Raw genomic sequence first — 21,108 nt, 5'->3', positions numbered from 1 at the left:
GCGAGAAAATGGCCTTGCCACGCCAACCAATTTCGCCAAGATAGACAGACCAATTATGTGACCCCAGTTAGCCCCGGAGAGAACCATGACCGCCCTGCCGACCCTCTTCGCCGACCAGCAGCAAAACGACCTGCCCCTGCACGAGCAACTGGTGCGGACCTTGCGCGGCGCCATGCTGATGGGGGGTCATCTGCCCCAGTCCACTCGGAGGCTGCCATGACCGCCCTGCCGACGCTCTTTGCCGCCCAGCAGCAAAGCGAACTGCCCCTGCACGAGCAACTGGTGCGGACCTTGCGCGGCGCCATCGCCATGCTGATGGGGGGTCATCTGCCCCAGTCCACTTGGAGGCTGCCATGACCGCCCTGCCCACCCTCTTCGCCGACCAGCAGCAAACCGATCTGCCTCTCCATGAACAGCTGGTCCGCACCTTGCGCGGCGCCATACTCGCGGGTCACCTGCCCCAGCACAGCCGCTTGCCCGCGAGCCGCATGCTGGCGCGGGATCTCGGCATCTCCCGCAGCACGGTGGAGCTGGCCTACGGTCGGCTGGAGGCGGAGGGCTATCTGGTGCGCAAGGTGGGGGCCGGCAGCTTCGTGGCGCTGGCGGCAGTGCGCCCGACCCGGCGGCCACCCCAGTCGGCGGCGGGACTCTCCCGTCGTGGTCAGGAAATGGCGGCGGGGGGCGCCTGTCACGACGTGCCGCAAGTTGGCAGCTCGTTCGCCTCCAGCCAGCCGGATCCCCGCCTCTTCCCCCAGGCCATCTGGGGTCGGCTGATGCAGCAGCAGTGGCGCCAGAATGCCGGTGACTGGATGAACTACGGGGATCCCCAGGGGCTGGAAGCCCTGCGCAGCGCCATCGCCAGCTATCTGGTGCAATCGCGCGGGGTGCAGTGCGAGCCGGAGCAGATCCTGATCCTCACCAGCTCCCAGCAGGGGATCATGCTGGCGACCCAACTGCTGATCGATGCCGGTGATACGGTCTGGGTAGAGGAGCCGGGCTATCCGGGGGGGCGCACCGCCATGGAGAGCGCCGGTGCTCGCCTTCATCCGGTAGCGGTGGATGAAGAGGGAATGGATCCCATCGGCGACCACCCGAAGCCACGCCTCATCTACTGCACCCCGGCCCACCAGTATCCCCTCGGGGTGCCCATGAGCCTGCCGCGCCGGATGGCCTTGCTGGCCGAGGCCGAGCGCCACGGCGCCTGGATTTTGGAAGACGATTACGACGGGGAATATCAATACGATCAACGCCCCCTGCCCGCCCTGCAGGGGCTCGACAGCCAGGGCAGGGTCATCTACGTGGGCACCTTCAGCAAGGTGCTGTTTGGTTCCTTGCGTCTCGCCTATCTGGTGCTGCCACGCCCCCTGATGGAGGCCTTCAGCCGAGCCCGCGCCGCCGTCGACGGTCACAGCAACCAGTTGCAGCAGGCAGTCACGGCGGACTTCATCCGGGCCGGCCACTTCGCCGCCCACCTGCGCCAGAGCCGGCTGATCTACCAGAGCCGGCGGGACCTGCTGCTGGCCGAGCTGGCCCTGCACTGCCCCGAGCTTACCCCCATTCACAGCGGCGCCGGCCTGCAGTGTGCCGTGCTGCTGCCCCCCGGCGGCGAGGCGCGCTGGACGGATGGCGCCAACGCCCTGGGGTTGGGGCTGCGCCCCCTCGGCCAGTTCTACCTTGGCACGCCGACCCGGGAGGGCTGGCTGCTGGGCTTTGGCTGCCTCGACAACCAGACCCTGCGCCGACTCTGCCGCCAGCTGGGGGAGCTGATGAGGAGCTAGCCGCCCGACCCCGCATTGTCAGGTTCGGAGGGATCCGGCGAGGGCATGCCCAGGCTCTCCCGGCACAGCGCGAGCCAGGCCTCTGCGGTGCGGGAGAGGTAGCGCTGGCCCGGCCAGATCACCCCTAGCCGCCAGCTCAGTTCGGGCAGCAATGGCCGCAACACCAGACCATCCGGGGTCAGCCGCCGGCAGATGGGCTCGGGCAGGAAGGCGACCCCCATGCCACTGCGCACCATGGCGGTGAGAAAGTCCCACTGGCTGCTGCGCGCCGCCACCTGGGGGGTGAAGCCCGCCTGTTGGCACGCCTGCTCCAGCCGCTCGCTCAGGGTGAAGGCCTGGGTGTAGAGCAGGAAGGGCTCCTCTCGCAGATCCTCCAGCCGGATATCGGCGCAGGCCCGCCAGCGCGGCAGATCCGGCAGCACCACCTGGATCGGGTACTGATCCAGCTCCAGCGCACTCAAGGCTCCTTCTTCTTTGGTCGGCAGCATGGTGATGGCGAGATCCAGCTCCCCCTCCAGCACCGCCTGCTCGATGCGCCGTCCGCCGTATTCGACGATGGAGAGCTCCACCCTGGGATAGCGGCTGCGGTAGGTGCGGATGAGATCCGCATAGACGTGCCCCACCATGGGCGGGATACCGAGGGCGAGGCGCCCGTGCTGCAGGCTCTGCAAGTCGGCGAGCTCGGCCTCCAGTTGCTGCATCTGGGCCAGGATGAGCTGACCGCGGGCGAACAGCACCTGGCCGCTGTCGGTCAGGGTGAAGCTGTGCCCCGATCGGTTGAGCAGGGGCTGGCCGAGCTCCTCCTCCATGCTGCGGATCATCTTGCTGATGGTGGGTTGGGTGACGAACAGCTTCTCGGAGGCGCGGGTGAAGCTCTGCTCCCGCACCAGTTCGACGAAGTAACGCAGGGCTCGGATGTCCATGGCGGGGCTCGTGGTGGTGGAATTTAAATAATGCCAAATTGGCATATTTTTCATAATTTAAATTCATTTTTTGCAGGTTTGCCAGCCTCCTATACTGTGACCAGATTCACAGAAAGACCTGCATCATGAAAACCTTCTGCCTGCGCTGGCTACAGACTCCCTTCCAAATCGTCCTGCTCTCCGCCATCTGGCTGCTGGCGGACACAGCGGTACGCACCTTCCACCTGCCCCTGCCCGCCAACCTGACCGGCATGCTGTTGCTGCTCGCCTGCATCCTGCTCGGGGTGGTCAAGGTCCGCTGGTTCAGCGCCGGTGCCCGCTGGCTGCTGGCGGAGATGCTGCTGTTTTTCGTGCCCGCCGTGGTGGCCGTGATCAACTACCAGGATCTGCTGCTGCAAGACGGGTGGCGCATCATGTTGGTGCTGGTGATTAGCACAATCTTGGTGCTTGGTACTACCGCACTGGTGGTGGACAGAGTCTATCGCTTCGAACTGATGCTGGCTCGCCGGAGCCGTCGCCATGTCTGACACCCTGCTCGGCCTGCTCTGCTTCGCCCTCACCCTGCTGTTCTACTACGCCAGCAAGTGGCTCTATGGCCGCAAGCGCATACTGCCGCTGATGCCGCTGCTGCTGGCCCCGGCCCTGCTGGTGGCGGTGGTACTGCTGTTCCACATCCCCTACCACGACTACATGGCCCAGTCCCACTGGCTGCTCTGGTTGCTGGGGCCGGCCACCGTCGCCTTCGCGGTACCGGTCTACGAGAACCGTCAGCTGATGCGCCGCCACTGGTTGTCGCTCTCGGTGGGGGTCATCGCCTCGGTGGTGATGGCGGTGGGCAGTACCGTGCTGCTGGCGCGCTGGCTGCACCTGCCCGATCTGCTGCAGCGCAGCATGGCCATGCGATCCATTACCACCCCCTTCGCGGTGGAGGCGACCCGCTCGGTCGGCGGCAATGCCGATCTCACCGCCCTGTTCGTGGTGCTGACCGGGGTGATCGGCATGGCGGTCGGCGAGAGCGTGCTGACGGTGCTCGCCATCCGCAGCCGGCTCGGCAAGGGGGCGGGCTTTGGCGCCTCGGCCCACGGTGCCGGCACCGCCAGGGCCTACCAGATGGGCAACGAGGAGGGGGTGGTCTCCAGCATGGTGATGATGGTAGCCGGCATGGCCACCGTGCTGCTTGCCCCCCTGCTGGGCCAGCTGTTCTGGTAACGTACTGCTGCCATTTGATCTGCCACACAAGCAGAAGAGGCGCCCTAGGGCGCCTCTTCTCATTTTCTGCCGCAATCCAGCCTACAGGCTGGCGCAGATCTGCCACAGATCGTACTGGATCGCCGCCGCCGTCACCTCGCGACCCGCCCCCGGTCCCTGGATCACCAGCGGATTGGTGCGATAGCTGTCGCTCTCGATGGCAAACACGTTGTCACAGGGCAGCAAATTGGCGAATGGGTGGTGGGGCTCCAGCGCCTCCAGCCCGACCCGCGCCTTGCCGTCGTGCTCGAAGCGGGCGACGTAGCGCAGCACCTTGCCGACCCGGCGTGCCCCCTCGAACGCGGTCTGGATGGGATCATCCAGCGCGTTGAGGCGGTCCATGAACTGATCCGTGGTGACCTTGCGCAGGGGCACCGGCACCAGGTTTTCCAGCTCGATGTCGGCGGAATCCAGCTCGAAACCCGCTTCCCGCGCCAAGATCAGCAGCTTGCGACGCACGTCCTGACCGGAGAGATCCTCGCGGGGATCCGGCTCGGTCAGGCCGTGCTGCCAGGCCTCGTCCACCAGCTCGGAGAAGGGGCGGCTGCCGTCGTACTGCTGGAACAGCCAGGAGAGGGTGCCGGAGAAGATGCCGGAGACCCCCTGGATGCGATCGCCGCTCTGGCGCAGCATCTGGATGCTGGACTGGATGGGCAGGCCCGCCCCCACGGTGGCGTTGTAACGCCACTGCACCTGATGATCGCGACACGTCTGTTTGATACGCAGGTAAAACTCGCTCTCGGCGGCGCCGGCAAACTTGTTGGCGGCGATGATGTGAATGCCGAGTTGGGCGAAGTCCGGGTAGTAGCGGCTCACCGTTTCGCTGGCGGTCATGTCGAGGGCGATCAGGGTATCAAAGCTGTGTTGCTCCAGCTGGGACAGCAGCTCGGGCCAGATCAGCGGCCTGGGATCGAACCTGTCCCGCACCTTGAGGGGATCCAGCCCCTCCTCGTCCAGCAGGCCGCCCTTGGAGTCGAACACCCCGTACAGGGTGAGCGCCAGATTGAGCTCGTGCTCGAGGCGTGCCTTCTCGCGGCCATAGAGGCTGAGCCAGTGGCCGCCGATGTTGCCCTTGCCAAACACCACCAGACCGACCCGGGTCGGGCGGCTGAACAGGGCGCTGTGCAGGGCGATGAGCAGGGGTTCCAGCACCACCTGGCGCAGCACGGCCACCAGGCTCAGGCCATCTCTGGCCACCTGCACGAACGCCAGGGGTTGATCCGCCAGCAGCTGATAGAAGCGGTGGCACTGTTCGGCGTTGTCAGTCACCCCGGCGCCGACCAGAGCCACCAGGCTGAAGCCCTCCTTCTGAATGAGGCCGGTGAAGCTGCCCTGCAGCTGGAAGTCTCGCAGCACCTCGAAGGCCCCTTCCGCTACCTCGAGGGTGTAGGCCAGGCGCAGCACCCGCCGATCCGGCTGGCGTTGCAGGGTGAGCGGGTGGAGGCGATGACGGGCCAGATGGGCCTCTATGGTCGCCACCGTCTGCTCATAGCTGGTCTGGGGCAGCACTTTGAGCTCAATCAGCGCAATCTGATCCACCGAGGAGACGATGCGGGCGCCGCCGGAGCGCGGTGCCCGGCGCAGTATGTGGGTGCAACCCTCGTCCGGGTTGTAGCTGCAGCGCAGGGTGAGGCGCTGGCGGCTGTCGGCCACCGGCTGCAGGGTGCGCGAATGCAGCACCGAGGAGCCGAGGCGAGCGAGCTCGTTGGCCTCCGCCAGGCTCAGCCGCTCCAGCAGGCGCGCCTCCTTCACCCGGCGCGGATCCGCGCTGTAGACCCCGGCCACGTCGCTCCAGATGGTGGTGGACTCGCCGTCCGCCAGCGCCGCCAAGAGGCTCGCGCTGTAGTCTGAACCGTTGCGACCGAGCAGCAAGGAGCGCCCTTCCAGATCCGCGGCGATGAAGCCGGTCACCACGATGCGGCCGGGGTGCTCCGCCAGACGGGCCTTGAGCAACTCGCTGGAGATGGCGGTATTGACCTTGACCAGAGCGCCGTCCTCGGCACGCAGGAAGCTGCGGGCATCGAGCCAGATGGCGGGCTCACCGCGGCTGCTGAGCAGGGCGGCCAGCAGCCGTGCCGACCACACCTCACCGAAGGCGAGCAGGCCGTTGCGCGCGAAGCGATCGAACTGCCCCTCCAGGGTCTTGGCAATCAGCTGGGTGTCGTCGGCGAGCTGCTTGCTCAAGTCGAGCTGCAGTTCCCCCTCCAGCAGACCGTCGATCAGGCTCTGCTGATAGGCGTGCAGGGCGGTGATGGCCTCACCGGCGGCTTCGTCCCCCGCCTCGGCCAGCTCCACCAGCTGGATCAGCCGGTTGGTGGTCTTGCCGGCGGCGGAGACAACGATGAGCTCCTGTCCGCCGACCTGCTGCTCGACAATCGCCGCGACCCGACGATAACAGACCGGATCCGCCAGACTGCTGCCGCCAAACTTGTGCACATGGCGCCGTTTCAACCCTGCTTCTGTCGCCACCGCTCTCTCTCCTTGCTGCTGTTCCATTTCCTTCACCACCTGTTCCTGCATCTTGCTGCCGGCAGCCCGCCCGATCTGGCGTCGGTGAGCGGCTGCCGTGCCGTTGACTAGTTTGCCTGTTGCGCCAACTGCGCCTGCTCAAACCCGTTGGCCAAATCGGCCACCAGGTCTTCGCCGTGTTCTATGCCTACCGACAGGCGCAGCAACTGGGCGCTGATGCCCGCCGCCTGCTGCGCCTCCGGGGTCATGGCCCTGTGGGTCATGCTGGCCGGATGGGCCACCAGACTCTCCACCCCACCGAGGGATTCCGCCACCGAGAAGAGGCTCAGCGCTCCGAGGAAGGCGCGCAGGCCCGCCTCGTCACAATCGAGTTCAAAACTTAGCATGGCGCCGAAGCCGGACTGTTGACGGCGCGCAATCTCGTGACCCGGATGGTTCGGCAGGCTGGGGTGATAGATTTTTTTCACCAGCGGTTGCTGCTGCAGGAAGGCGAGGATCCTGTCCGTGTTCTCCTGATGGGTGCGCAGGCGCGGCGCCAGGGTGCGCAACCCGCGCAGGGTGAGGTAGGAGTCGAAGGCACCCGAGGTCAGCCCCAGGCAATTCGCCCACCACACCAGGGAGTCGGCCAGTGCGGCTTCCTTGGCAATCGCCACCCCGCCCACCACGTCGGAGTGGCCGTTGATGTACTTGGTGGTGGAGTGCACCACCACGTCGGCGCCAAGGGCCAGCGGTTGCTGCAGCAGTGGCGAGAGGAAGGTATTGTCCACCGCTACCTGGGCGCCCACCTCGTGGGCCGCGGCGGCGATGGCGGCCACGTCCACCACCCGCAGCAGCGGGTTGGAGGGCGTCTCGACCCACACCAGCGCCGGTTTCTGCGACAGCGCCTCGGCCAGGGCGGCTTCATCCCCCTGATCGACGAACTGCACCCGGTAGTGGCCCTTGGCCGCCAGATATTCGAACAGGCGCCAGGTGCCACCGTAGCAGTCGTGGGGGGCGATCAGCAGATCGCCGGCCTTGAGCAGGGCGGTGGTCACCAGATGGACGGCGCCCATGCCGGTGCCGGTCACCACCGCGCCCGCCCCCCCTTCCAGCACGGCCAGCGCATCCGCCAGGTTGGTGCGGGTCGGGTTGCCGGAGCGGGCATAATCGTATTGACGGGGTTCGCCAAAATCGGCAAAGGTGTAGTTGCTGGAGAGGTAGATGGGCGGCACCACTGCGCCGTGCTGCGTATCTGTCTCAATCCCGGTGCGAACCGCCAGGGTGGCCTTGTGGGTCATGTCTCTCTCCTTGATCTGTCGCTGGACGGTGGCCACTGTTGCCCTGCCACACCCGCCTTCTGCCATTGCTGGCCCATGGTGCACCACCTTACGCCAGCCCAAAAAAGCCGTCAACACTTCTAGACGTCTAAATGGCTTTGCTGTTGGATTGCCATCTAATTCCGTAAGGGTTAAAATCCGCGCTCACGGCAAAATGAGAACAGGTGAATCATGGGTACAGAGTGGAACGGCGACTACGTCAGCCCCTATGCGGAACACGGCAAGAAGAGCGAACAGGTCAAGAAGATTACTGTCTCGATTCCGCTCAAGGTGCTGAAGGTGCTGACCGATGAGCGCACCCGTCGTCAGGTGAACAACCTGCGTCATGCGACCAACAGCGAGCTGCTCTGCGAAGCCTTCCTGCACGCCTTCACCGGCCAGCCGCTGCCCGGTGACGACGACCTGCGCAAGGATCACCCGGACAGCGTCCCTGCCGAGGCGCGCGCCATCATGGAAGCGCTCGGCAAGGAAATCGAAGATTTCGACGCAGAATAACCCTGGCAGCATTGCCTATGCCCAATAGCAATCTTCCTTCGATGACGCGGCCCGGTGCCGCGTCATCGCTATCTGCTCCCCCGTCGGCACCCACGCCCTCGTTCAGCCTGCGCCGCTATCAGCGCGACATCAGCAGTCACAGTCACGACTTCAGCCAGCTGGTTGTTCCTCTCGATGGCCCCATCGAGATCGAGGTGCAGGGCCAGGCTCGTCGCCTGTTACCCGGTTTCGCCTGCGTCATCGCCCCCGGCGAGCGCCACGACTTCGCGGCCGATCCGGCCCTCTCCTTCCTGGTACAGGAGAGTCACTGGTTGCCCGAGGCGCTGGGTGAGCGCCCCTTCATCGAGCTGGACGAGTCCCAGCGTCATTACCTCGCCTTCCTGCGCCAGATGGTGGCCGAGGGTCGCCAGGTGGCCGGCATGGAGCAGGTCTGGCTGAGCCTGCTGGCGGAGGGTCAGGGCATGGGCCCCGCCATCGCCCCCCGCATCGCCCGAGTGCAGCGCCATATCGAGGCCCACCTCGCCGAGCCCCTCACCAACGAGCGCCTAGCCGCCATCGCCTGCCTCGGCCAGAGTCAGTTCAAGCATGTCTTTCGCCAGCAGTTGGGCATGAGCGTCTCCCACTATGTCAGGGCGCGGCGCATGGCGTTGGCCCGCACCCTGCTGACCCAGACCATCTTGCCCATCGGCGAGCTGGCCTGCCGGGTTGGCTACCAGGATCAGGGGGCCTTCGCCGAGCGCTTCCTGGCCGAGACGGGGCTGACTCCCTCACGCTGGCGTCAACAACACGGCCAGTTGCCCTAACCCATCGGCTCCTCACCGAAGACAAGACAGGCACTTGTCGGGCATGCTGGTGATCAGACACAGCATGCAGATTAGAGGAGCAAAGATGCAGACCATAAGCTGGCAGGAATTCGAGATGGTGGAGCTCAGGGTGGGCACCCTGGTGCGGGTCGAGCCCTTCCCCGAGGCGCGCAAGCCCGCCTACAAGCTGTGGGCGGATTTTGGCCCCGAGCTTGGCGTGCGCAAGAGTAGCGCCCAGATCACCGACCTCTATGACGCCGAGGCACTGGTGGGCCGCCAGATAGTCGCAGTGGTGAACTTTCCCCCCAAGCAGATTGGCCCCATCCAGTCGGAGTTTCTGCTGACCGGTTTCTACCGGGCGGACGGCGCCGTGGTGATGGCCATCCCGGAGCAGGCGGTGGAGAACGGCGCCAAGCTGAGCTGAGCCAGCGGCTAGCACGAAAAGCGCAGGCGGCTAAAACAAGAGAGGCGACCCCCGGGTCGCCTCTTTGCGTTCACGCATGCCCGAGCGGCTTATTTCAGCAGGCTGAACAGCAGCGCCGAGACCGCCAGGGCGCCGGTCAGCAGGATGAAGCCATTGGTCCAGCCCTGACGGAAACGGGCCAGCGCCTCCACCTTGTAGATGGCCACCACCGGCATGATGAACAGGATCATGGCGATGACCGGGCCGGAGAGGGTCTCCATCAACCCGAGGATGCCGGGGTTGATCACCGCCGCGCCCCAGATGGCGAAGAACATCAGGGCGATCCCCAGCCTGTCGGAGCTTGCCAACGACAGACCGGTGGGCTTGGCGATCAGACTCTTGAGGCTTTCCCGCGCCCCCAGGAAATGGCCGAGGAAGGAGGAGCTGATGGCGATGAAGGCGATGAGCGGCCCCAGAGTGATGATCACCGGATTGTCTGTGATGTTGGCGAGATAGGAGAGCACAGAGACGTTCTGGGCCTTGGCCTCGGCCAACTGCGCCGGGGAGAGACTCAGCACGCAGGAGAAGACGAAGAACAGCACGAAGCCCACCAGCATGACGGTGGTATTGCGCAGGATCAGACCGCTCCTGGCCTCCGCCTGCTCGCCATATTCACGGCGTTGTACATTGGCAAAGCCCGAGATGGCGGCGGCATGGCTGAAGGCAAATACCGTCACCGGCAGCGCCAGCCAGAGCGTATTGAAGAAACTGCCCCCCTCGAACGCAACCATTTCGGGCCACTGCCACTGGGGGATCAAATAAAAGGAGAGCGCCGCCAGAATGGCCGCCAGGGGGTAGACCATGACGGCGAAGGCACGCAACATCGCCTTCTCGCCGGCCATCATCACGGCGATCATGGCGAACACCAGCACGCCGGAGAGCATCACCCGATTCGGTGCCGCCATGCCGAGCTGATTGATCATGAAGCTCTCCACCGTGTTGGTCAGCCCCACCCCGTAGATCAGCAGGATCGGGAAGATGGAGAGGAAGTAGAGCGCCGAGATGAGGCGACCGGCCATCTTGCCGAAGTGCTCCTCCGCCACCTCGGTGAAGTCGGCATGGGGACGGGAGGAGGAAAGCACGAAACGCGCCAGGCCACGGTGGGCCAGGAAGGTCATGGGGCCGGCCAGCACGGCGACGATGATCAGCGGCCAGATACCGCCGAGCCCCAGGTTGATGGGCAGAAACAGGATGCCGGCGCCGACGGCGGTGCCAAACAGGCTGATGACCCAGTGGGTGTCGTGACGGCGCCAGCCGGTGTGGGCGATGACGGATGGGGAACCGGACAGCTCCCGTGTGACCTCTGCAGATAAACTCATCGTTAATTCACTTTTTGTCAGTATTTAAATCTGAGATTATTGTGCTATTTCAGCATTTAATTCTCAAAAGTCGACACTGGCAGATCCCACTGCCAAAGCCCGGCTCGGCCAGTGAGATTGGGCTTCGGATCTCTTCCTCATAATTCTAAAAATCTGAATTATTGAGTAATTTCGATATATAAGACCAAAATATTACTGATGATTAATTTTTTATTTTGGCAGATGCCGAATTTTCAGAATTACACCATTAATCATCCCGCACCAGAGAGGCTGACAGTGATGATCCACTGCATTTATCGCTACTTGCCAGCGGATATCCCTCTACACCTCCACCAATCCAGCGAATAACACCAAGCAATAAGGCGACCCTGAGGCCGCCCTATGGTGTCGAGACAGCGAGATCCGGGCTTGATCACTGAGCCAGGATCTTGCCCCAGGCCAGCGCCGGATCTCCCATCACGATGAAGTCAGGGTTCTCCAGCGACTCCGTTTCGTTGTAGCTCAGGGGTTGCAACGCCAGGCTGAGGATGCGACCCCCCGCCGCCTCCACGATGCACTGGGCGGCGGCGGTATCCCACTCGCCGGTGGGGCCGAGCCGCACATAACAATCTGCCGCCCCCTCCGCCACCAGGCAGGACTTCAGCGAGCTGGAGCCAAGCGGGATCAGCTCGTAGTTGATGGCCGGATTGAGCCGACGGGTCAGCATCTCCAGCTTCTGGCGACGGCTGATGGCCACCACCAGCGCATCCGGCTGATCGTGTTCGTGGTGCATGGCGCTGATGGGGTAGATCTCGCCAGCGGCCTCCTTGAAGGCGCCGTGGCCGCGCACCGCCCAGTAGAGCACGTCCGACTCGGGGGCGTAGATGACCCCGAGTACCGGCACATTGTCCTGCACCAGGGCGATCAGGGTGGCGAAGTCACCGCTACCGGCGATGAACTCGCCGGTGCCGTCGAGCGGGTCCACCAACCAGTACTGGCGCCAATTGGCACGCTGACTGAAGGGCACATCGGCCGCCTCCTCGGTCAACACGGGGATATGGGGAGTGAGCGCCGACAGCGCTCCCTTGAGGTAGGCATCGGCAGCAAGATCGGCACTGGTGACCGGGGTCGCATCCTCCTTCAGCTGACGCTCGAACTGACCGCCGTGATAGATCTCGTGAAGGATCCTGCCTGCTTCGCGGGCGATCTCCTTGACCCCAGGCACCCAGGCCAACAACTCCTGCATATCGCTACCCTCTGTCTTTGATTATCTTTGCACCCCAAGGGGCTATTTTGCCTGCTCCGCCAGCCATTTCTGGGCCAGCAGCAGGGCACTGATGCTGCGCGACTCGGTAAAGTCCGATCGTGCCAGCAATTCGTCGATGCGGTTCAGTGGCCAGGGGATTACCTCGAGGGGCTCCGGCTCATCGCCGATGCGCTGCTCCGGGTAGAGATCCCGAGCCAGCAAGATGTCCATCCGGCTGGAGAAGTAACCGGGGGCAAGCGACACCTGCTTGAGGGGAATGAGGCTGTTGGCCCCGAAGCCCGCCTCCTCCATCAGCTCCCGGTTGCCCGCCTCGAAGGCGTCCTCGCCCGGATCGATCAGTCCCTTGGGAAAGCCCAGTTCATAAGAGTGGGTGCCCGCCGCGTATTCGCGCACCAGCAGCAGGTGATGGGCGTCATACAGCGGCACCACCATGACGGCGCCCCGATTGCCGCCCCGCATCCGCTCGTATACCCGCTCTTCCCCGTTGCTGAATTTCAGGTGCAGGGATTCCACCTTGAACAGTCGGCTCTCGGCCACGATTTCGGCCTTGAGGATCTCCGGCTTGCTCTTGTCCTGAGCCAGGGTCTCGACACTGAGGTGTACGGGTTTGCGCTTGTGGGGGTCACTCATCGGGGCTGACTGCTCGTTAAAAAATCGTGCTTCAAGAGTAAACGACTCGCACCGCGAACACCACGGGGCCGAGGCGGGAAAGCGGCCTTAAAGATCCACTGGAATGCCGCTCTCCCATGCTCGACCACTCGTGGCACCCAGCTATCACGTGCCCACCTCGAGGCCGCCGGGCGCTGCCCTCTTGCCGCCCGAGCCGGCCGCGAAGTGCGCCCCCGGTGGAGGGCGCCTCGCCATCAGGGGCGTTGCACCAGGTGATACTGCTTCTTGCCCCGGCGCAGCAGCAGGAAGTGGTGGCAGCGCCAATCCTGCTCGGACAGCGCGTCGCCTTCGGCCGGGCGGCCGTTGAGGCTGATGGCACCGGCGGCCAGCAGCTCGCGAGCCACTCTCTTGGAGCCGGCGAGGCCGCTGGCCACCAGCAGTTCCACCAAATCTCCCTCCCCCCGCCACTCGGTCGTCGGCAGGCCGCCACCCGCCAGCTGCCGCAGTTGCGTCTCGTCTAGCTCCCCCACCCGGCCGCTGAACAACAGCGCGCTGATGGTGCGTGCCCCGGCCAGCGCGGCTTCTCCGTGCACCAGGGTGGTCAGCTCGTCCGCCAGCACCTGCTGCGCCCGCTTACGACCCTGGCGGCCTGCGTCTTCAGTCTCCAGTGCGGCAATCTCGGCCAGCGGCAGGAAGCTGTAGTAGCGCAGGAAGCGGTAGACGTCCTCATCCGCGCAGCCGAGCCAGAACTGGTAGAAGGCGTAGGGGGAAGTGAGGGCTGGATCGAGCCAGATGGCACCACCCTCGGTCTTGCCGAACTTGGTGCCATCGGCCTTGGTGATGAGCGGCAGCGTCATGCCATAGACCTGGGCCTGATGCAGGCGGCGGGTGAGATCCATGCCGCTGGTGATGTTGCCCCACTGATCGTTGCCGCCGATCTGCAGGGTGCAGCCGAGCCGCTCGTGCAAGACGGCAAAATCCTGGGATTGCAGCAGGGCATAGGAGAACTCGGTGAAGGAGATGCCCTGATCCGGCCGGGCCAGGCGCTGGCGCACCGATTCCCGCGCCAGCATGGCGTTGACCGAGAAGTGCTTGCCGACGTCGCGCAGGAAGTCGAGGGCCGACATCTGTCCCATCCAGTCGGCGTTGTTGACCAGTTGCGGCGCCGCCAACCCCTCCCCCGCGGGCAGCAGGGCGGCGATCTGGGCCGACAGGCCGGTGACCCAGCCTCGCACCGTCTCGGCACCGTTGAGGCTGCGTTCGGTCGCCTTGAAGCTGGGATCCCCGATGAGCCCGGTGGCGCCCCCCACCAGCGCCACCGGTCTGTGGCCGGCGAGCTGGAAGCGGCGCAGCATCAGCAGCGGCACCAGATGGCCGATGTGCAGGCTGCCGGCGGTGGGATCGAAGCCACAATAGAGGGTGCGCGGCTCGGCCAGATGGGCGGCCAACGCCTGGGGATCGGAATTCTGGGCGATGAGGCCGCGCTGGGTCAGCTCATCGAGCAACTGGGGGTCTGTCATGGGATCTCCGGGGTGCGGGGAAAAGCCCTCATATTCCCGTCGGGACAGTCCCACGGCCATGTCCCTCTGGGGACAGTTTTAGCCCCTCGTGCTAGCATGCCGCCGTACGGGGCAATGCCGCTCCTCGACGGGAACCCGCCCATCATGATCAACCCCTCGCTCACCCGCGCCCTGACCGCCGCCGTCGACGCCCTGCACGGCAGCGCCTTCCCGGCCACCCTGGTGCGGCTCGTCCAGCAGCAGGTCCCGTTCGATTGCGCCCTGCTGCTCGGAGTCGGCCAGCGCCCCGTCTATCTCTACGACAACCTGAGCCATCAGCGGGCGCTGCTGTTCGATCGCTACCTCGCCGGCGACTTCGGTCAGGATCCCTTCATGCAGGCGCTGGCGAATGGTCTGGCGGCCGGGGTCTGGACCCAGGCAGAGGTCGGGCCGCTGGATCCGGACTACCAGCGGCGCTTCTATCAGGCCACCGGCTGGCAGGAGGAGGTCGGACTGATCCTGCCCATTCGTACCGGGCTGACCCTGGTGCTGTTTCTGGGGCGCCTCGGTAAACGTCGCCCTCTGAGCACGGCGGAACGGGCCAGGCTGGAGGAGCTGTTCCCGCTGGTGCACTCCCTCTGCCGCCAGCATTGGCTGCGGCTCCAGCCTGTCTCGGTGGATCACCCCCTGCTGGCGGAGAGCGCCACCGGGCTGGGAGGAGCCGACGTGAAAGAGGCGGTGGCGCAGGCGATGGCCAGCGTCGGTGGGGATCTGCTGACCCGCCGGGAGCGGCAGGTGGCCGGCCTGCTATTGCAAGGGCTGGATACCGAAGCCATCGCCGCGGCGCTGGGGATAGGCAGCGGCACCGTGAAGAATCACCGCAAGCACCTCTATGGCAAGCTGCGCGTCGGCTCACAGGCCGAGTTGTTCGGTTTCTTCCTCAATCACCTGATCACCTCACCCGCCGGTGGCGCAACCCCTGCCGGGCTTCCCCCAACCCCATAACACAACACCCCGCCGAGGCGGGGTGTTGTGTATCGACATTTGTATCAAATGCGGCCCTGATAACGCAGCGGGAAGCGGCCCTGCCCGTCGGGCTGACCGAGGAAGGGCAGCCCCTGCTTCATCTGATCCGGCAGCTCGGGGCCCGGCTTGAGAGTCCCCTGGAACAGGTACTGACGGTTCGCCTGCAGCTCCAGCTTGCCCTGCACCTGCACCGCTTCCGAGCCCTGTTTGAGCTCGGCCACCAGCCTGGAGTCGAGACAGGTCAACTTGACCTCCGGCTCCCCCAGTACCAGCTTGCCCGCCGGGGTATCGGCCTCGGCGCCATACCAATAGAGGTTGCCATAGAGGTTGTCACACCAGGGATTGCCCTGGACGAACTGATCCACCTTGAGCTGCAACTGGCCCGCCGCCGTCAGCGGGAAGGGCAGGCGCATGGGCACCCGCTCCAGCAGCCAGGGTGCGGGCACGTTGAGGGTGATGTCACGGCCGAAGGCCGCGCCATTCCAGCCGATCACCCCCTGACCATTGAGACCGCTGCGCTCGCCGAAGCGCACCGAGGCCTCGGGGGCAAAGCGCAGCAGCGACCAGCCGTTGAGATCCCAGCGCAACTGGGTCAGCGACTCGCTGGCGTATTGCAGCCGTGCCACCTGACCGTTCCAGAGCGTGCCGCTCACCCCCTCCAGCCGCACCATGTTGGCGGGCAGCGGCAGATAGCGCACCACCAGAGTCGCGGGCAACTGCACCAGCAGGAAACCTAGATAGGCCACCAAAAACAGGATTGCTATCAGAATGTTACGTTTCATTGGGGACGACTCAGTTGCAAACGCCTGACCTTGACCAGACCCGGTGCCAGATTCTCGCGGGCCACTTCGATGACTTGAACCTGCACTCCGTGCTGATCGGAGAGGGTCGCCAGCCAGAGCAGCAGCGCATCGAACGGCACTGTGTCGATCCATACCTGCAGCTCCTGCCCCTGGGGTTGCAGGCGGGCGATCTTGATCTTCTGGTTGAAGGCGGTGCGGTTCACCACCCCGTCCAGGGTGCCGCTGGTGTCAATCTGGCGTCCGCTGCTGCCCTGCATGGCCAGCACCTCCTGCCCTTTCTCCTTCAACCAGGCCAGCGTCTGCTGCTGATTGATCACCTGCCGCTCCCGCTCGGTGATGCGGTTGGCGACGGGCTGCCAGATGGCCCAGTAGCAGAGCCCGATCAGCAGGCAACTGCCACCCACCCCTACCAGCCGTTGTTCACGGGTACTGATGCCACGCCACCAGCCTTGCAGTTTGTCCATCATGATGATTTACCCTTGAGCACCAGCGCCCCCTCGACCTTGCCCTCGGTGCTGCGCACCTCCCCCTGTTGCACCTCGAAGCGCTTGCCCGCCAGTTCGCGGAAACGCTCTATCTCGGTGAAGCCGGGCGCCGTGACCTGCAGCCGGAGCTCACCCCGCGCCGCGTCGAAGCGCAGCACCTCGGGTTTGAGACCCGGCACCTCGGCAAACACCGGTGCCAGCTCGGTCAGCAGCAGCAGGATCCCGTCCTGAGGCGCCTGGCCCAGCGACTTGAGGTGCTGGGTCATCTGGCTGCGGACGTTGACGATGCGGGTCTCCCCCGGGAAGATCCGGGTATAGACCTGCCGGACCTCGGCCTTGAGCGCCTGATCCTGCTCCGCCAGCTGATAGAGATGCACGCCGCGCTGGGTCAGGGCGACCAGCAGCAGGAGTCCGGCCACCACCGCCACCTTGCGCCACTGCAGCCAGTAGCGGGAGTATTCGGTCTGCGGCCGATAAGGCCCCTGCAACAGGTTGGCCTGGCAGCCGAGCGCCCCCTTGGCCAGCAGCAGCATGGGCAGCTCGGGATCCGCCGCCAGCCAGTTGGCACCGGCCATGGCGGGCGGCGGGGTATGGCTGTGAATGGTGACGGGCTCGGGCTGGGTCGCCAGCAGCATGGCCAGCAGGGGCTCCTCGGCCACTATGCCCTGGCGAGGGCCCTGGCGCAGCAGCCACTCCTCACCGAGCTGCAAGGCGGACCAGCCCTCGCTGGCCAGCGGCAGAGTCAGCACATCGGGAAACAGTTGCAGGCTCTTGAGACCGGCCTGCTGCAACCAGCCGAGCCAGGTCTGCATCTTCGCCTTGTCCACCGCCATCAGGTCCACCTCATTGCCCTGGTGACCCAGCACCACCAGATGCAAGGCGTCCACGTCGGAGGCGATCTGCTCTTCCAGCAGATAAGGTAGCGCCGCCGCGGCCTGACGGCTGTACTTGCCCGGCAGGCTGACCCGCCGGAAGATAAGATCGCTGCCGGGCACCAGGGTCACCACGGGGCGGCCGCCGGCACGCTCCTGCAGCTCGCCGAGGGCATGGGCCGAGGCCAGGGTGCCGGAGGCGATGATCTCCTGCTCCTGCGTCGACCACACCAGCCACTGCACCGGCTGCTGCGCATTGGTCCCCAACCGGATGACCAGACTCTCGCTCACAAATAATTCTCCTGCCATGGCCGCCAACATCCATGTCGATGGGCGGGGTCGCAGCCTCGGCTGCTATGTTGGTAAGGGGGCGGACAAGCGGGGCCTTGGGCCAGCCGTCTCCCTGTTATTCGGCGCCGTCGTTCAGACGGCGCAACATCACCAGCTTGTTCTCTTTGCTGCGCTGGAACACCGTCTTCAGGCGGGCCCGCGCATCCCCCACTTCCGCCAGCAGACTGGCCTCGAAGTAGTCGCTCTTGATATCCAGGGCCTTGTCGAGATCCACGATCGAGCTCGAGGCCACCGGCAGCTCATCCGTCATCTCCTTCTTCTCCTTCCACCCCTTCTTGGGGCGGCGAGTCAGCACCTGCTTGGCGTCGTCAAGATCGATCTTGCCCTGATAGAGGCCGACCAACAGCGCCGCCCGCTCGGGCTTGATGGTGTTGATGTTCACCAACAGCTTGTCATTTGGCAGGGCACAGACGTAGGGGGCCAGCCGGGCATAGAGTTCGCCGCTCATGCCGCGCACCGCCCTCAGTTCATCGGTCCCCAGCATCCACTGGTTGGCCGCCAGATAGGGGGGATTGAGCCCTTCGTAGTAGGCATCCTCGGCCCCGTAGCTGGAGACCAGCTGGGTATCCTTGTCGGTCCAGTCGCGGATGGCATCGGTCAGTTGCACCGCCTCGAACTCCTCGACCTCCAGCGCCTCGAGCAGGGCCCGGAACGCCTTGACCGCAAAGGGCTGCTTCTCCAGATCATCGCCGCTCTCTCCCTCTTTCAGGGGGACGCTCAGGCTGTTGAGGTTGAAGCAGGACTGCAGATCCCGCACCCGTCCGGACAGGGTGCCGTCATCCACCGGGAAGACCCCGTCCTCACGGGCCCAGTTCTGATTCAGGTTCACCACGTCCTTGTCGTCCTTGAAGTCCTGGTTGAGCACCTTGATCACCAGTGCCTCCGCCGACATGGCGTACCACCATGCCTGTTTGCCGATGGTGAGGTTGCTGGTACGGCGCAGCTCGAGCTGCAGCCGGCCGCTCATGTTGCTGGCGACGATCACCATCACCGACAGGATGAGCAGCACCACCAGCAGGGCCATGCCCCCCTGGCGGCCGGGACTGGTACGACGATCAGCTGCCATTGTTGGCCCTCTGGCCGCCGGCCACGATCAGGCACTGATGACGACGGATGGTACCGTCATCCTCAGTGACGGTCAGGGGAAAACGACGATCAGCTGTCATTGTTGGCCCTCTGGCCACCGGCCCCGATCAGGAACTGCCGGCGAATGGTACCGTAATCCTCCAGATCCAGCTCCACCGCCAGCCCATAGGGCAGCAGCTCGCGCTGGGTCCACTCCTCCTTCCACTGTCCCTTGTCGTAGAAGTAGAGCCGCAGCGCCGTCACCCCGGTCAGTACGAGCTGAATGCGGGGTTCGGTGCCGATCACCGGATCCGGGTAGAGGTAGCTGAGACGCTCCAGGGTCTGCTCCTTGAGCCGCCAACCGACCCGCTGCAAACCGGAGCGCGGCAATATGCCGTCCGGATTCAGCCAGCCACCGCGAATGAAGGCCATGCCCCAGTCATCGCTCTGCTGGCCGAAACGGGAGGCCGCCAGCAGCACCTTGTTGTTCTCGCCGTCGATGCGCCCGCTGCGGGGCACCATCTGGCTGACGTCCCGCTCCAGCAGGCTGAAGGCGAGTTGCAGCTCGGACAGCCGCGTCTCTTTCTTCTTGGCCACCTCGTCGCTGGTGAGCACCCCCTGCAACACCTGGTAGGCGCCCATGCTCAGGCTGGCGAAGATGGCGATGGCCACCAGCATCTCCAGCAGGGTAAAACCCGCCTGACGGTTGCTTAAATTCAGATGAACTTTCATCGACTGATATAGGTCCGGATCATGGTCACGGGGCTCTCGGCCTTGGGTGCGGTGCGCACCTCCATGTCCAGCGCCTTGAAGTTGTTGTCTGCGGTGGCGACACCGCGATAGCGCCAGTACCAGGTCTGCCCGGCCAGCTCCTCCTCCCCTTCCACCCAGCTGTCTCCCGGCCACTTGGACTCGAGCTTCTGTTGCACCAGCTGGTTCTCCACCACCCAGGTCGCCAGGGTCTTCTCTTCCAGATAGTTGAGGCCGGACAGGTGCTCGCTGGCGGTCTTCATCACCGCGAGCCCGGCGATGGCGAACACCGCCAGCGCCACCATGACTTCCAGCAACGTCATGCCACGGGCATTGTGCCGCCCCAGGCCACGGACGCTCACTCTTCTTCCTCTTCGTCTTGCAGCAGGGTCAGACGGCCGAACTCGTCCCCCTTGACCGTGCGCAGGTAGGGGGTCTCGTCATCCTGCTGGGTCAGGCTCAGCACGAAGGGGGTGAGTTCTCCCCCCGGGAAGATGAGGATCTGGGGGGTACGCTCCCGCTCGTCACGTCCCTGCTCGGTCTTCTCGTCCGAATCGGTGCGCCAGCTGAAGCCTTCCAGTTCGACGCTCAGGGTCATCTCCTCCGGCAGCTCTACCGGCCCCAGGATCTTGTCGCCGGTCAGCGCCTGCCATTTTCTGTCTTTGGCCGCACGGGACATAAACTGCCAGCCATGGTCCTCGAGCCGTAGCCCCAGCAGACGGCCATCCATCACCGCATACTCCTGCGCCTGCTGCAGGGTCGCCATGAAACGGCGCGCCTGTTTGTCCAGCTCCTGATCGCCCCTGACGCCCCCCATGCTGAGGACGACGGCGGTGGCCACCAGCCCCATCAGCATGGCGACCAGCAACACCTCCAGCAGGGTAAAACCCGCCTGACGATGTGCCTTCATGGAGACAGGCTCGGTAGCGTGACGACAGCAGACTGCGGCCCCTTCTGCTTGGCGGCACTCAACAACGCCTCCAGCAGGGTGAAGCCGGACTGGCGAGACGGGGCCTGCCTCATACGGACAGACTCGGCAGGCGGTTCAGCATCAGGGCGCCATCACGCACTTATTGGAAATCCTTCAGATTCCAGTTGCCGATGTCGTCATCGGTACCGGCTTCGCCATCCAGCCCGCTGCTGAAGATGTCGATCTTGCCGAACTGACCCGGGCTCAGCAGCTGATACTGGTTACCCCAGGGATCCTGCGGCAGGCGCTTGATGTAACCCCCTTCCCGGTAGCTGCGCGGCTCGGGGGATGCGGTCGGCTTGTTGACCAGCGCATCCAGTCCCTGCTCGGTGGTCGGGTAGCGGTTGTTGTCCAGCTTGTACATGTCGAGGGCATTTTCCAGCGCGACTATGTCGGAGACCGCCTTCTGTTGATCCGCCTTCTCCTTGTTGCCCATCAGGTTGGGCACTACCAGGCTGGCCAGGATCCCCAGGATCACGATGACCACCATGACTTCCAGCAGGGTAAAACCGGCTTGACGACGCTTGTGCATGACTACTTACTCCTAACGAATTGAGACGGCCCGTGCCATCAGAGATTGACCATATTGTTGAGTTCAAGCGGATTGACGGCAGGAAC

General features: G+C 64.8%; 24 protein-coding genes. 9 read left to right on the top strand and 15 right to left on the bottom strand.

Annotated elements, in window-relative coordinates; translation table 11 throughout:
- The first annotated feature begins 85 nt into the window (after positions 1-85).
- From ACZ9IL_RS20870 to pdxR, 3 genes are read left to right on the top strand one after another with little or no spacing between them, the layout of a single operon-like run.
- Positions 86-220: a hypothetical protein gene (locus ACZ9IL_RS20870; protein ID WP_476005399.1), complete on the top strand. Its 135-nt coding sequence runs from the start codon at positions 86-88 to the stop codon at positions 218-220.
- Complete coding sequence (locus ACZ9IL_RS20865; RefSeq protein WP_476005156.1) at positions 217-357, top strand: hypothetical protein; 141 nt, start codon at positions 217-219, stop codon at positions 355-357. The genes ACZ9IL_RS20870 and ACZ9IL_RS20865 overlap by 4 nt, the downstream gene beginning before the upstream one ends.
- On the top strand, positions 354-1,778 hold the full coding sequence (gene pdxR, locus ACZ9IL_RS20860; protein WP_476005155.1) for a MocR-like pyridoxine biosynthesis transcription factor PdxR: 1,425 nt from the start codon (positions 354-356) through the stop codon (positions 1,776-1,778). The genes ACZ9IL_RS20865 and pdxR overlap by 4 nt, the downstream gene beginning before the upstream one ends.
- Here pdxR and ACZ9IL_RS20855 read toward each other — a convergent pair.
- Positions 1,775-2,701, bottom strand: coding sequence for a LysR substrate-binding domain-containing protein (locus ACZ9IL_RS20855; RefSeq protein ID WP_476005154.1), 927 nt, complete (start codon positions 2,699-2,701; stop codon positions 1,775-1,777). The genes pdxR and ACZ9IL_RS20855 overlap by 4 nt on opposite strands.
- Before the next feature lie 125 nt (positions 2,702-2,826).
- On the opposite strand from ACZ9IL_RS20855, the gene ACZ9IL_RS20850 reads away from it, so the two are divergent.
- On the top strand, positions 2,827-3,228 hold the full coding sequence (locus tag ACZ9IL_RS20850; RefSeq protein ID WP_476005153.1) for a CidA/LrgA family protein: 402 nt from the start codon (positions 2,827-2,829) through the stop codon (positions 3,226-3,228).
- Complete coding sequence (locus tag ACZ9IL_RS20845; protein WP_476005152.1) at positions 3,221-3,910, top strand: LrgB family protein; 690 nt, start codon at positions 3,221-3,223, stop codon at positions 3,908-3,910. Before ACZ9IL_RS20850 ends, ACZ9IL_RS20845 begins: the two co-directional genes overlap by 8 nt.
- An 81-nt stretch (positions 3,911-3,991) precedes the next feature.
- Here ACZ9IL_RS20845 and ACZ9IL_RS20840 read toward each other — a convergent pair whose 3' ends face one another.
- Together ACZ9IL_RS20840 and metB are read right to left on the bottom strand one after the other, a co-directional pair.
- The gene (locus ACZ9IL_RS20840) at positions 3,992-6,445 is read right to left on the bottom strand and encodes a bifunctional aspartate kinase/homoserine dehydrogenase II (RefSeq protein ID WP_476005391.1); all 2,454 of its coding nucleotides are present in this window, start codon (positions 6,443-6,445) and stop codon (positions 3,992-3,994) included.
- An 80-nt stretch (positions 6,446-6,525) separates the two neighbouring features.
- The gene (gene metB / locus ACZ9IL_RS20835; protein ID WP_476005151.1) at positions 6,526-7,695 is read right to left on the bottom strand and encodes a cystathionine gamma-synthase; all 1,170 of its coding nucleotides are present in this window, start codon (positions 7,693-7,695) and stop codon (positions 6,526-6,528) included.
- Between the two features lie 210 nt (positions 7,696-7,905).
- On the opposite strand from metB, the gene metJ reads away from it, so the two are divergent.
- The 3 genes from metJ to ACZ9IL_RS20820 all read left to right on the top strand — a co-directional run bounded on the left by metJ (position 7,906) and on the right by ACZ9IL_RS20820 (position 9,456).
- Entirely contained in the window at positions 7,906-8,229 is a 324-nt protein-coding gene (gene metJ / locus ACZ9IL_RS20830; protein ID WP_042643753.1) for a met regulon transcriptional regulator MetJ, read from the top strand.
- A 41-nt stretch (positions 8,230-8,270) separates the two neighbouring features.
- Entirely contained in the window at positions 8,271-9,032 is a 762-nt protein-coding gene (locus ACZ9IL_RS20825; RefSeq protein WP_476005390.1) for a helix-turn-helix domain-containing protein, read from the top strand.
- Between the two features lie 85 nt (positions 9,033-9,117).
- Positions 9,118-9,456: a tRNA-binding protein gene (locus tag ACZ9IL_RS20820; RefSeq protein WP_476005150.1), complete on the top strand. Its 339-nt coding sequence runs from the start codon at positions 9,118-9,120 to the stop codon at positions 9,454-9,456.
- Between the two features lie 89 nt (positions 9,457-9,545).
- Here ACZ9IL_RS20820 and ACZ9IL_RS20815 read toward each other — a convergent pair whose 3' ends face one another.
- The 4 genes from ACZ9IL_RS20815 to tyrS form a co-directional block, all read right to left on the bottom strand.
- Positions 9,546-10,814 (bottom strand): aromatic amino acid transport family protein, encoded by a 1,269-nt coding sequence (locus ACZ9IL_RS20815; RefSeq protein WP_476005149.1) that lies wholly within the window; start codon positions 10,812-10,814, stop codon positions 9,546-9,548.
- Between the two features lie 412 nt (positions 10,815-11,226).
- Entirely contained in the window at positions 11,227-12,039 is an 813-nt protein-coding gene (gene cysQ, locus ACZ9IL_RS20810) for a 3'(2'),5'-bisphosphate nucleotidase CysQ (RefSeq protein WP_476005148.1), read from the bottom strand.
- A 42-nt stretch (positions 12,040-12,081) separates the two neighbouring features.
- Positions 12,082-12,690, bottom strand: a complete 609-nt coding sequence (nudE, locus tag ACZ9IL_RS20805; RefSeq protein WP_476005147.1) for an ADP compounds hydrolase NudE — start codon at positions 12,688-12,690, stop codon at positions 12,082-12,084.
- A gap of 233 nt (positions 12,691-12,923) precedes the next feature.
- Positions 12,924-14,189 carry a tyrosine--tRNA ligase gene (gene tyrS, locus ACZ9IL_RS20800; RefSeq protein WP_476005146.1) on the bottom strand — a complete coding sequence of 422 codons (1,266 nt, stop codon included), beginning with the start codon at positions 14,187-14,189 and terminating at the stop codon, positions 12,924-12,926.
- A 144-nt stretch (positions 14,190-14,333) separates the two neighbouring features.
- Between tyrS and ACZ9IL_RS20795 the strand changes: the two genes are divergently transcribed.
- The gene (locus ACZ9IL_RS20795) at positions 14,334-15,173 is read left to right on the top strand and encodes a helix-turn-helix transcriptional regulator (protein WP_476005145.1); all 840 of its coding nucleotides are present in this window, start codon (positions 14,334-14,336) and stop codon (positions 15,171-15,173) included.
- 44 nt (positions 15,174-15,217) lie between these two features.
- On the opposite strand, the gene exeN is transcribed toward ACZ9IL_RS20795, so the two are convergent.
- The 8 genes from exeN to exeG form a co-directional block, all read right to left on the bottom strand.
- A complete protein-coding gene (exeN, locus tag ACZ9IL_RS20790; RefSeq protein WP_476005144.1) occupies positions 15,218-15,976 on the bottom strand; it encodes a GspN family type II secretion system protein ExeN in 759 nt (252 codons plus the stop codon).
- Positions 15,973-16,464: a GspM family type II secretion system protein ExeM gene (gene exeM, locus ACZ9IL_RS20785; RefSeq protein WP_476005143.1), complete on the bottom strand. Its 492-nt coding sequence runs from the start codon at positions 16,462-16,464 to the stop codon at positions 15,973-15,975. Before exeM ends, exeN begins: the two co-directional genes overlap by 4 nt.
- A complete protein-coding gene (gene exeL / locus ACZ9IL_RS20780) occupies positions 16,461-17,645 on the bottom strand; it encodes a GspL family type II secretion system protein ExeL (protein WP_476005142.1) in 1,185 nt (394 codons plus the stop codon). The genes exeM and exeL overlap by 4 nt, the downstream gene beginning before the upstream one ends.
- Before the next feature lie 115 nt (positions 17,646-17,760).
- Positions 17,761-18,771, bottom strand: a complete 1,011-nt coding sequence (gene exeK, locus ACZ9IL_RS20775; RefSeq protein WP_476005141.1) for a GspK family T2SS minor pseudopilin variant ExeK — start codon at positions 18,769-18,771, stop codon at positions 17,761-17,763.
- 89 nt (positions 18,772-18,860) lie between these two features.
- Positions 18,861-19,502 carry a GspJ family T2SS minor pseudopilin variant ExeJ gene (exeJ, locus tag ACZ9IL_RS20770; RefSeq protein ID WP_476005140.1) on the bottom strand — a complete coding sequence of 214 codons (642 nt, stop codon included), beginning with the start codon at positions 19,500-19,502 and terminating at the stop codon, positions 18,861-18,863.
- Positions 19,499-19,867 carry a GspI family T2SS minor pseudopilin variant ExeI gene (exeI, locus tag ACZ9IL_RS20765; protein WP_476005389.1) on the bottom strand — a complete coding sequence of 123 codons (369 nt, stop codon included), beginning with the start codon at positions 19,865-19,867 and terminating at the stop codon, positions 19,499-19,501. The genes exeJ and exeI overlap by 4 nt, the downstream gene beginning before the upstream one ends.
- A gap of 11 nt (positions 19,868-19,878) precedes the next feature.
- On the bottom strand, positions 19,879-20,430 hold the full coding sequence (gene exeH / locus ACZ9IL_RS20760) for a GspH family T2SS minor pseudopilin variant ExeH (RefSeq protein WP_476005139.1): 552 nt from the start codon (positions 20,428-20,430) through the stop codon (positions 19,879-19,881).
- A gap of 160 nt (positions 20,431-20,590) precedes the next feature.
- Complete coding sequence (gene exeG / locus ACZ9IL_RS20755) at positions 20,591-21,022, bottom strand: GspG family T2SS major pseudopilin variant ExeG (protein WP_476005138.1); 432 nt, start codon at positions 21,020-21,022, stop codon at positions 20,591-20,593.
- Positions 21,023-21,108 lie beyond the last annotated feature (86 nt).

Source organism: Aeromonas sp. TECH754, assembly GCF_056279295.1.
This window is presented reverse-complemented; position numbering and strand designations above follow the sequence as displayed.

Bases quoted from the DNA above. Each gene is read 5' to 3' on its own strand.
- ACZ9IL_RS20870 (WP_476005399.1), top strand. From the start codon at position 86: ATGACCGCCCTGCCGACCCTCTTCGCCGACCAGCAGCAAAACGACCTG.
- nudE (WP_476005147.1), bottom strand. From the start codon at position 12,690: ATGAGTGACCCCCACAAGCGCAAACCCGTACACCTCAGTGTCGAGACC.
- ACZ9IL_RS20795 (WP_476005145.1), top strand. From the start codon at position 14,334: ATGATCAACCCCTCGCTCACCCGCGCCCTGACCGCCGCCGTCGACGCC.
- exeG (WP_476005138.1), bottom strand. From the start codon at position 21,022: ATGCACAAGCGTCGTCAAGCCGGTTTTACCCTGCTGGAAGTCATGGTG.
- ACZ9IL_RS20865 (WP_476005156.1), top strand. From the start codon at position 217: ATGACCGCCCTGCCGACGCTCTTTGCCGCCCAGCAGCAAAGCGAACTG.
- exeN (WP_476005144.1), bottom strand. From the start codon at position 15,976: ATGAAACGTAACATTCTGATAGCAATCCTGTTTTTGGTGGCCTATCTA.
- exeK (WP_476005141.1), bottom strand. From the start codon at position 18,771: ATGGCAGCTGATCGTCGTACCAGTCCCGGCCGCCAGGGGGGCATGGCC.
- ACZ9IL_RS20815 (WP_476005149.1), bottom strand. From the start codon at position 10,814: ATGAGTTTATCTGCAGAGGTCACACGGGAGCTGTCCGGTTCCCCATCC.
- cysQ (WP_476005148.1), bottom strand. From the start codon at position 12,039: ATGCAGGAGTTGTTGGCCTGGGTGCCTGGGGTCAAGGAGATCGCCCGC.
- exeH (WP_476005139.1), bottom strand. From the start codon at position 20,430: ATGAAGGCACATCGTCAGGCGGGTTTTACCCTGCTGGAGGTGTTGCTG.
- metJ (WP_042643753.1), top strand. From the start codon at position 7,906: ATGGGTACAGAGTGGAACGGCGACTACGTCAGCCCCTATGCGGAACAC.
- tyrS (WP_476005146.1), bottom strand. From the start codon at position 14,189: ATGACAGACCCCCAGTTGCTCGATGAGCTGACCCAGCGCGGCCTCATC.
- exeJ (WP_476005140.1), bottom strand. From the start codon at position 19,502: ATGAAAGTTCATCTGAATTTAAGCAACCGTCAGGCGGGTTTTACCCTG.
- ACZ9IL_RS20825 (WP_476005390.1), top strand. From the start codon at position 8,271: ATGACGCGGCCCGGTGCCGCGTCATCGCTATCTGCTCCCCCGTCGGCA.
- pdxR (WP_476005155.1), top strand. From the start codon at position 354: ATGACCGCCCTGCCCACCCTCTTCGCCGACCAGCAGCAAACCGATCTG.
- exeM (WP_476005143.1), bottom strand. From the start codon at position 16,464: ATGATGGACAAACTGCAAGGCTGGTGGCGTGGCATCAGTACCCGTGAA.
- ACZ9IL_RS20850 (WP_476005153.1), top strand. From the start codon at position 2,827: ATGAAAACCTTCTGCCTGCGCTGGCTACAGACTCCCTTCCAAATCGTC.
- ACZ9IL_RS20855 (WP_476005154.1), bottom strand. From the start codon at position 2,701: ATGGACATCCGAGCCCTGCGTTACTTCGTCGAACTGGTGCGGGAGCAG.
- metB (WP_476005151.1), bottom strand. From the start codon at position 7,695: ATGACCCACAAGGCCACCCTGGCGGTTCGCACCGGGATTGAGACAGAT.
- ACZ9IL_RS20840 (WP_476005391.1), bottom strand. From the start codon at position 6,445: ATGGAACAGCAGCAAGGAGAGAGAGCGGTGGCGACAGAAGCAGGGTTG.
- ACZ9IL_RS20845 (WP_476005152.1), top strand. From the start codon at position 3,221: ATGTCTGACACCCTGCTCGGCCTGCTCTGCTTCGCCCTCACCCTGCTG.
- ACZ9IL_RS20820 (WP_476005150.1), top strand. From the start codon at position 9,118: ATGCAGACCATAAGCTGGCAGGAATTCGAGATGGTGGAGCTCAGGGTG.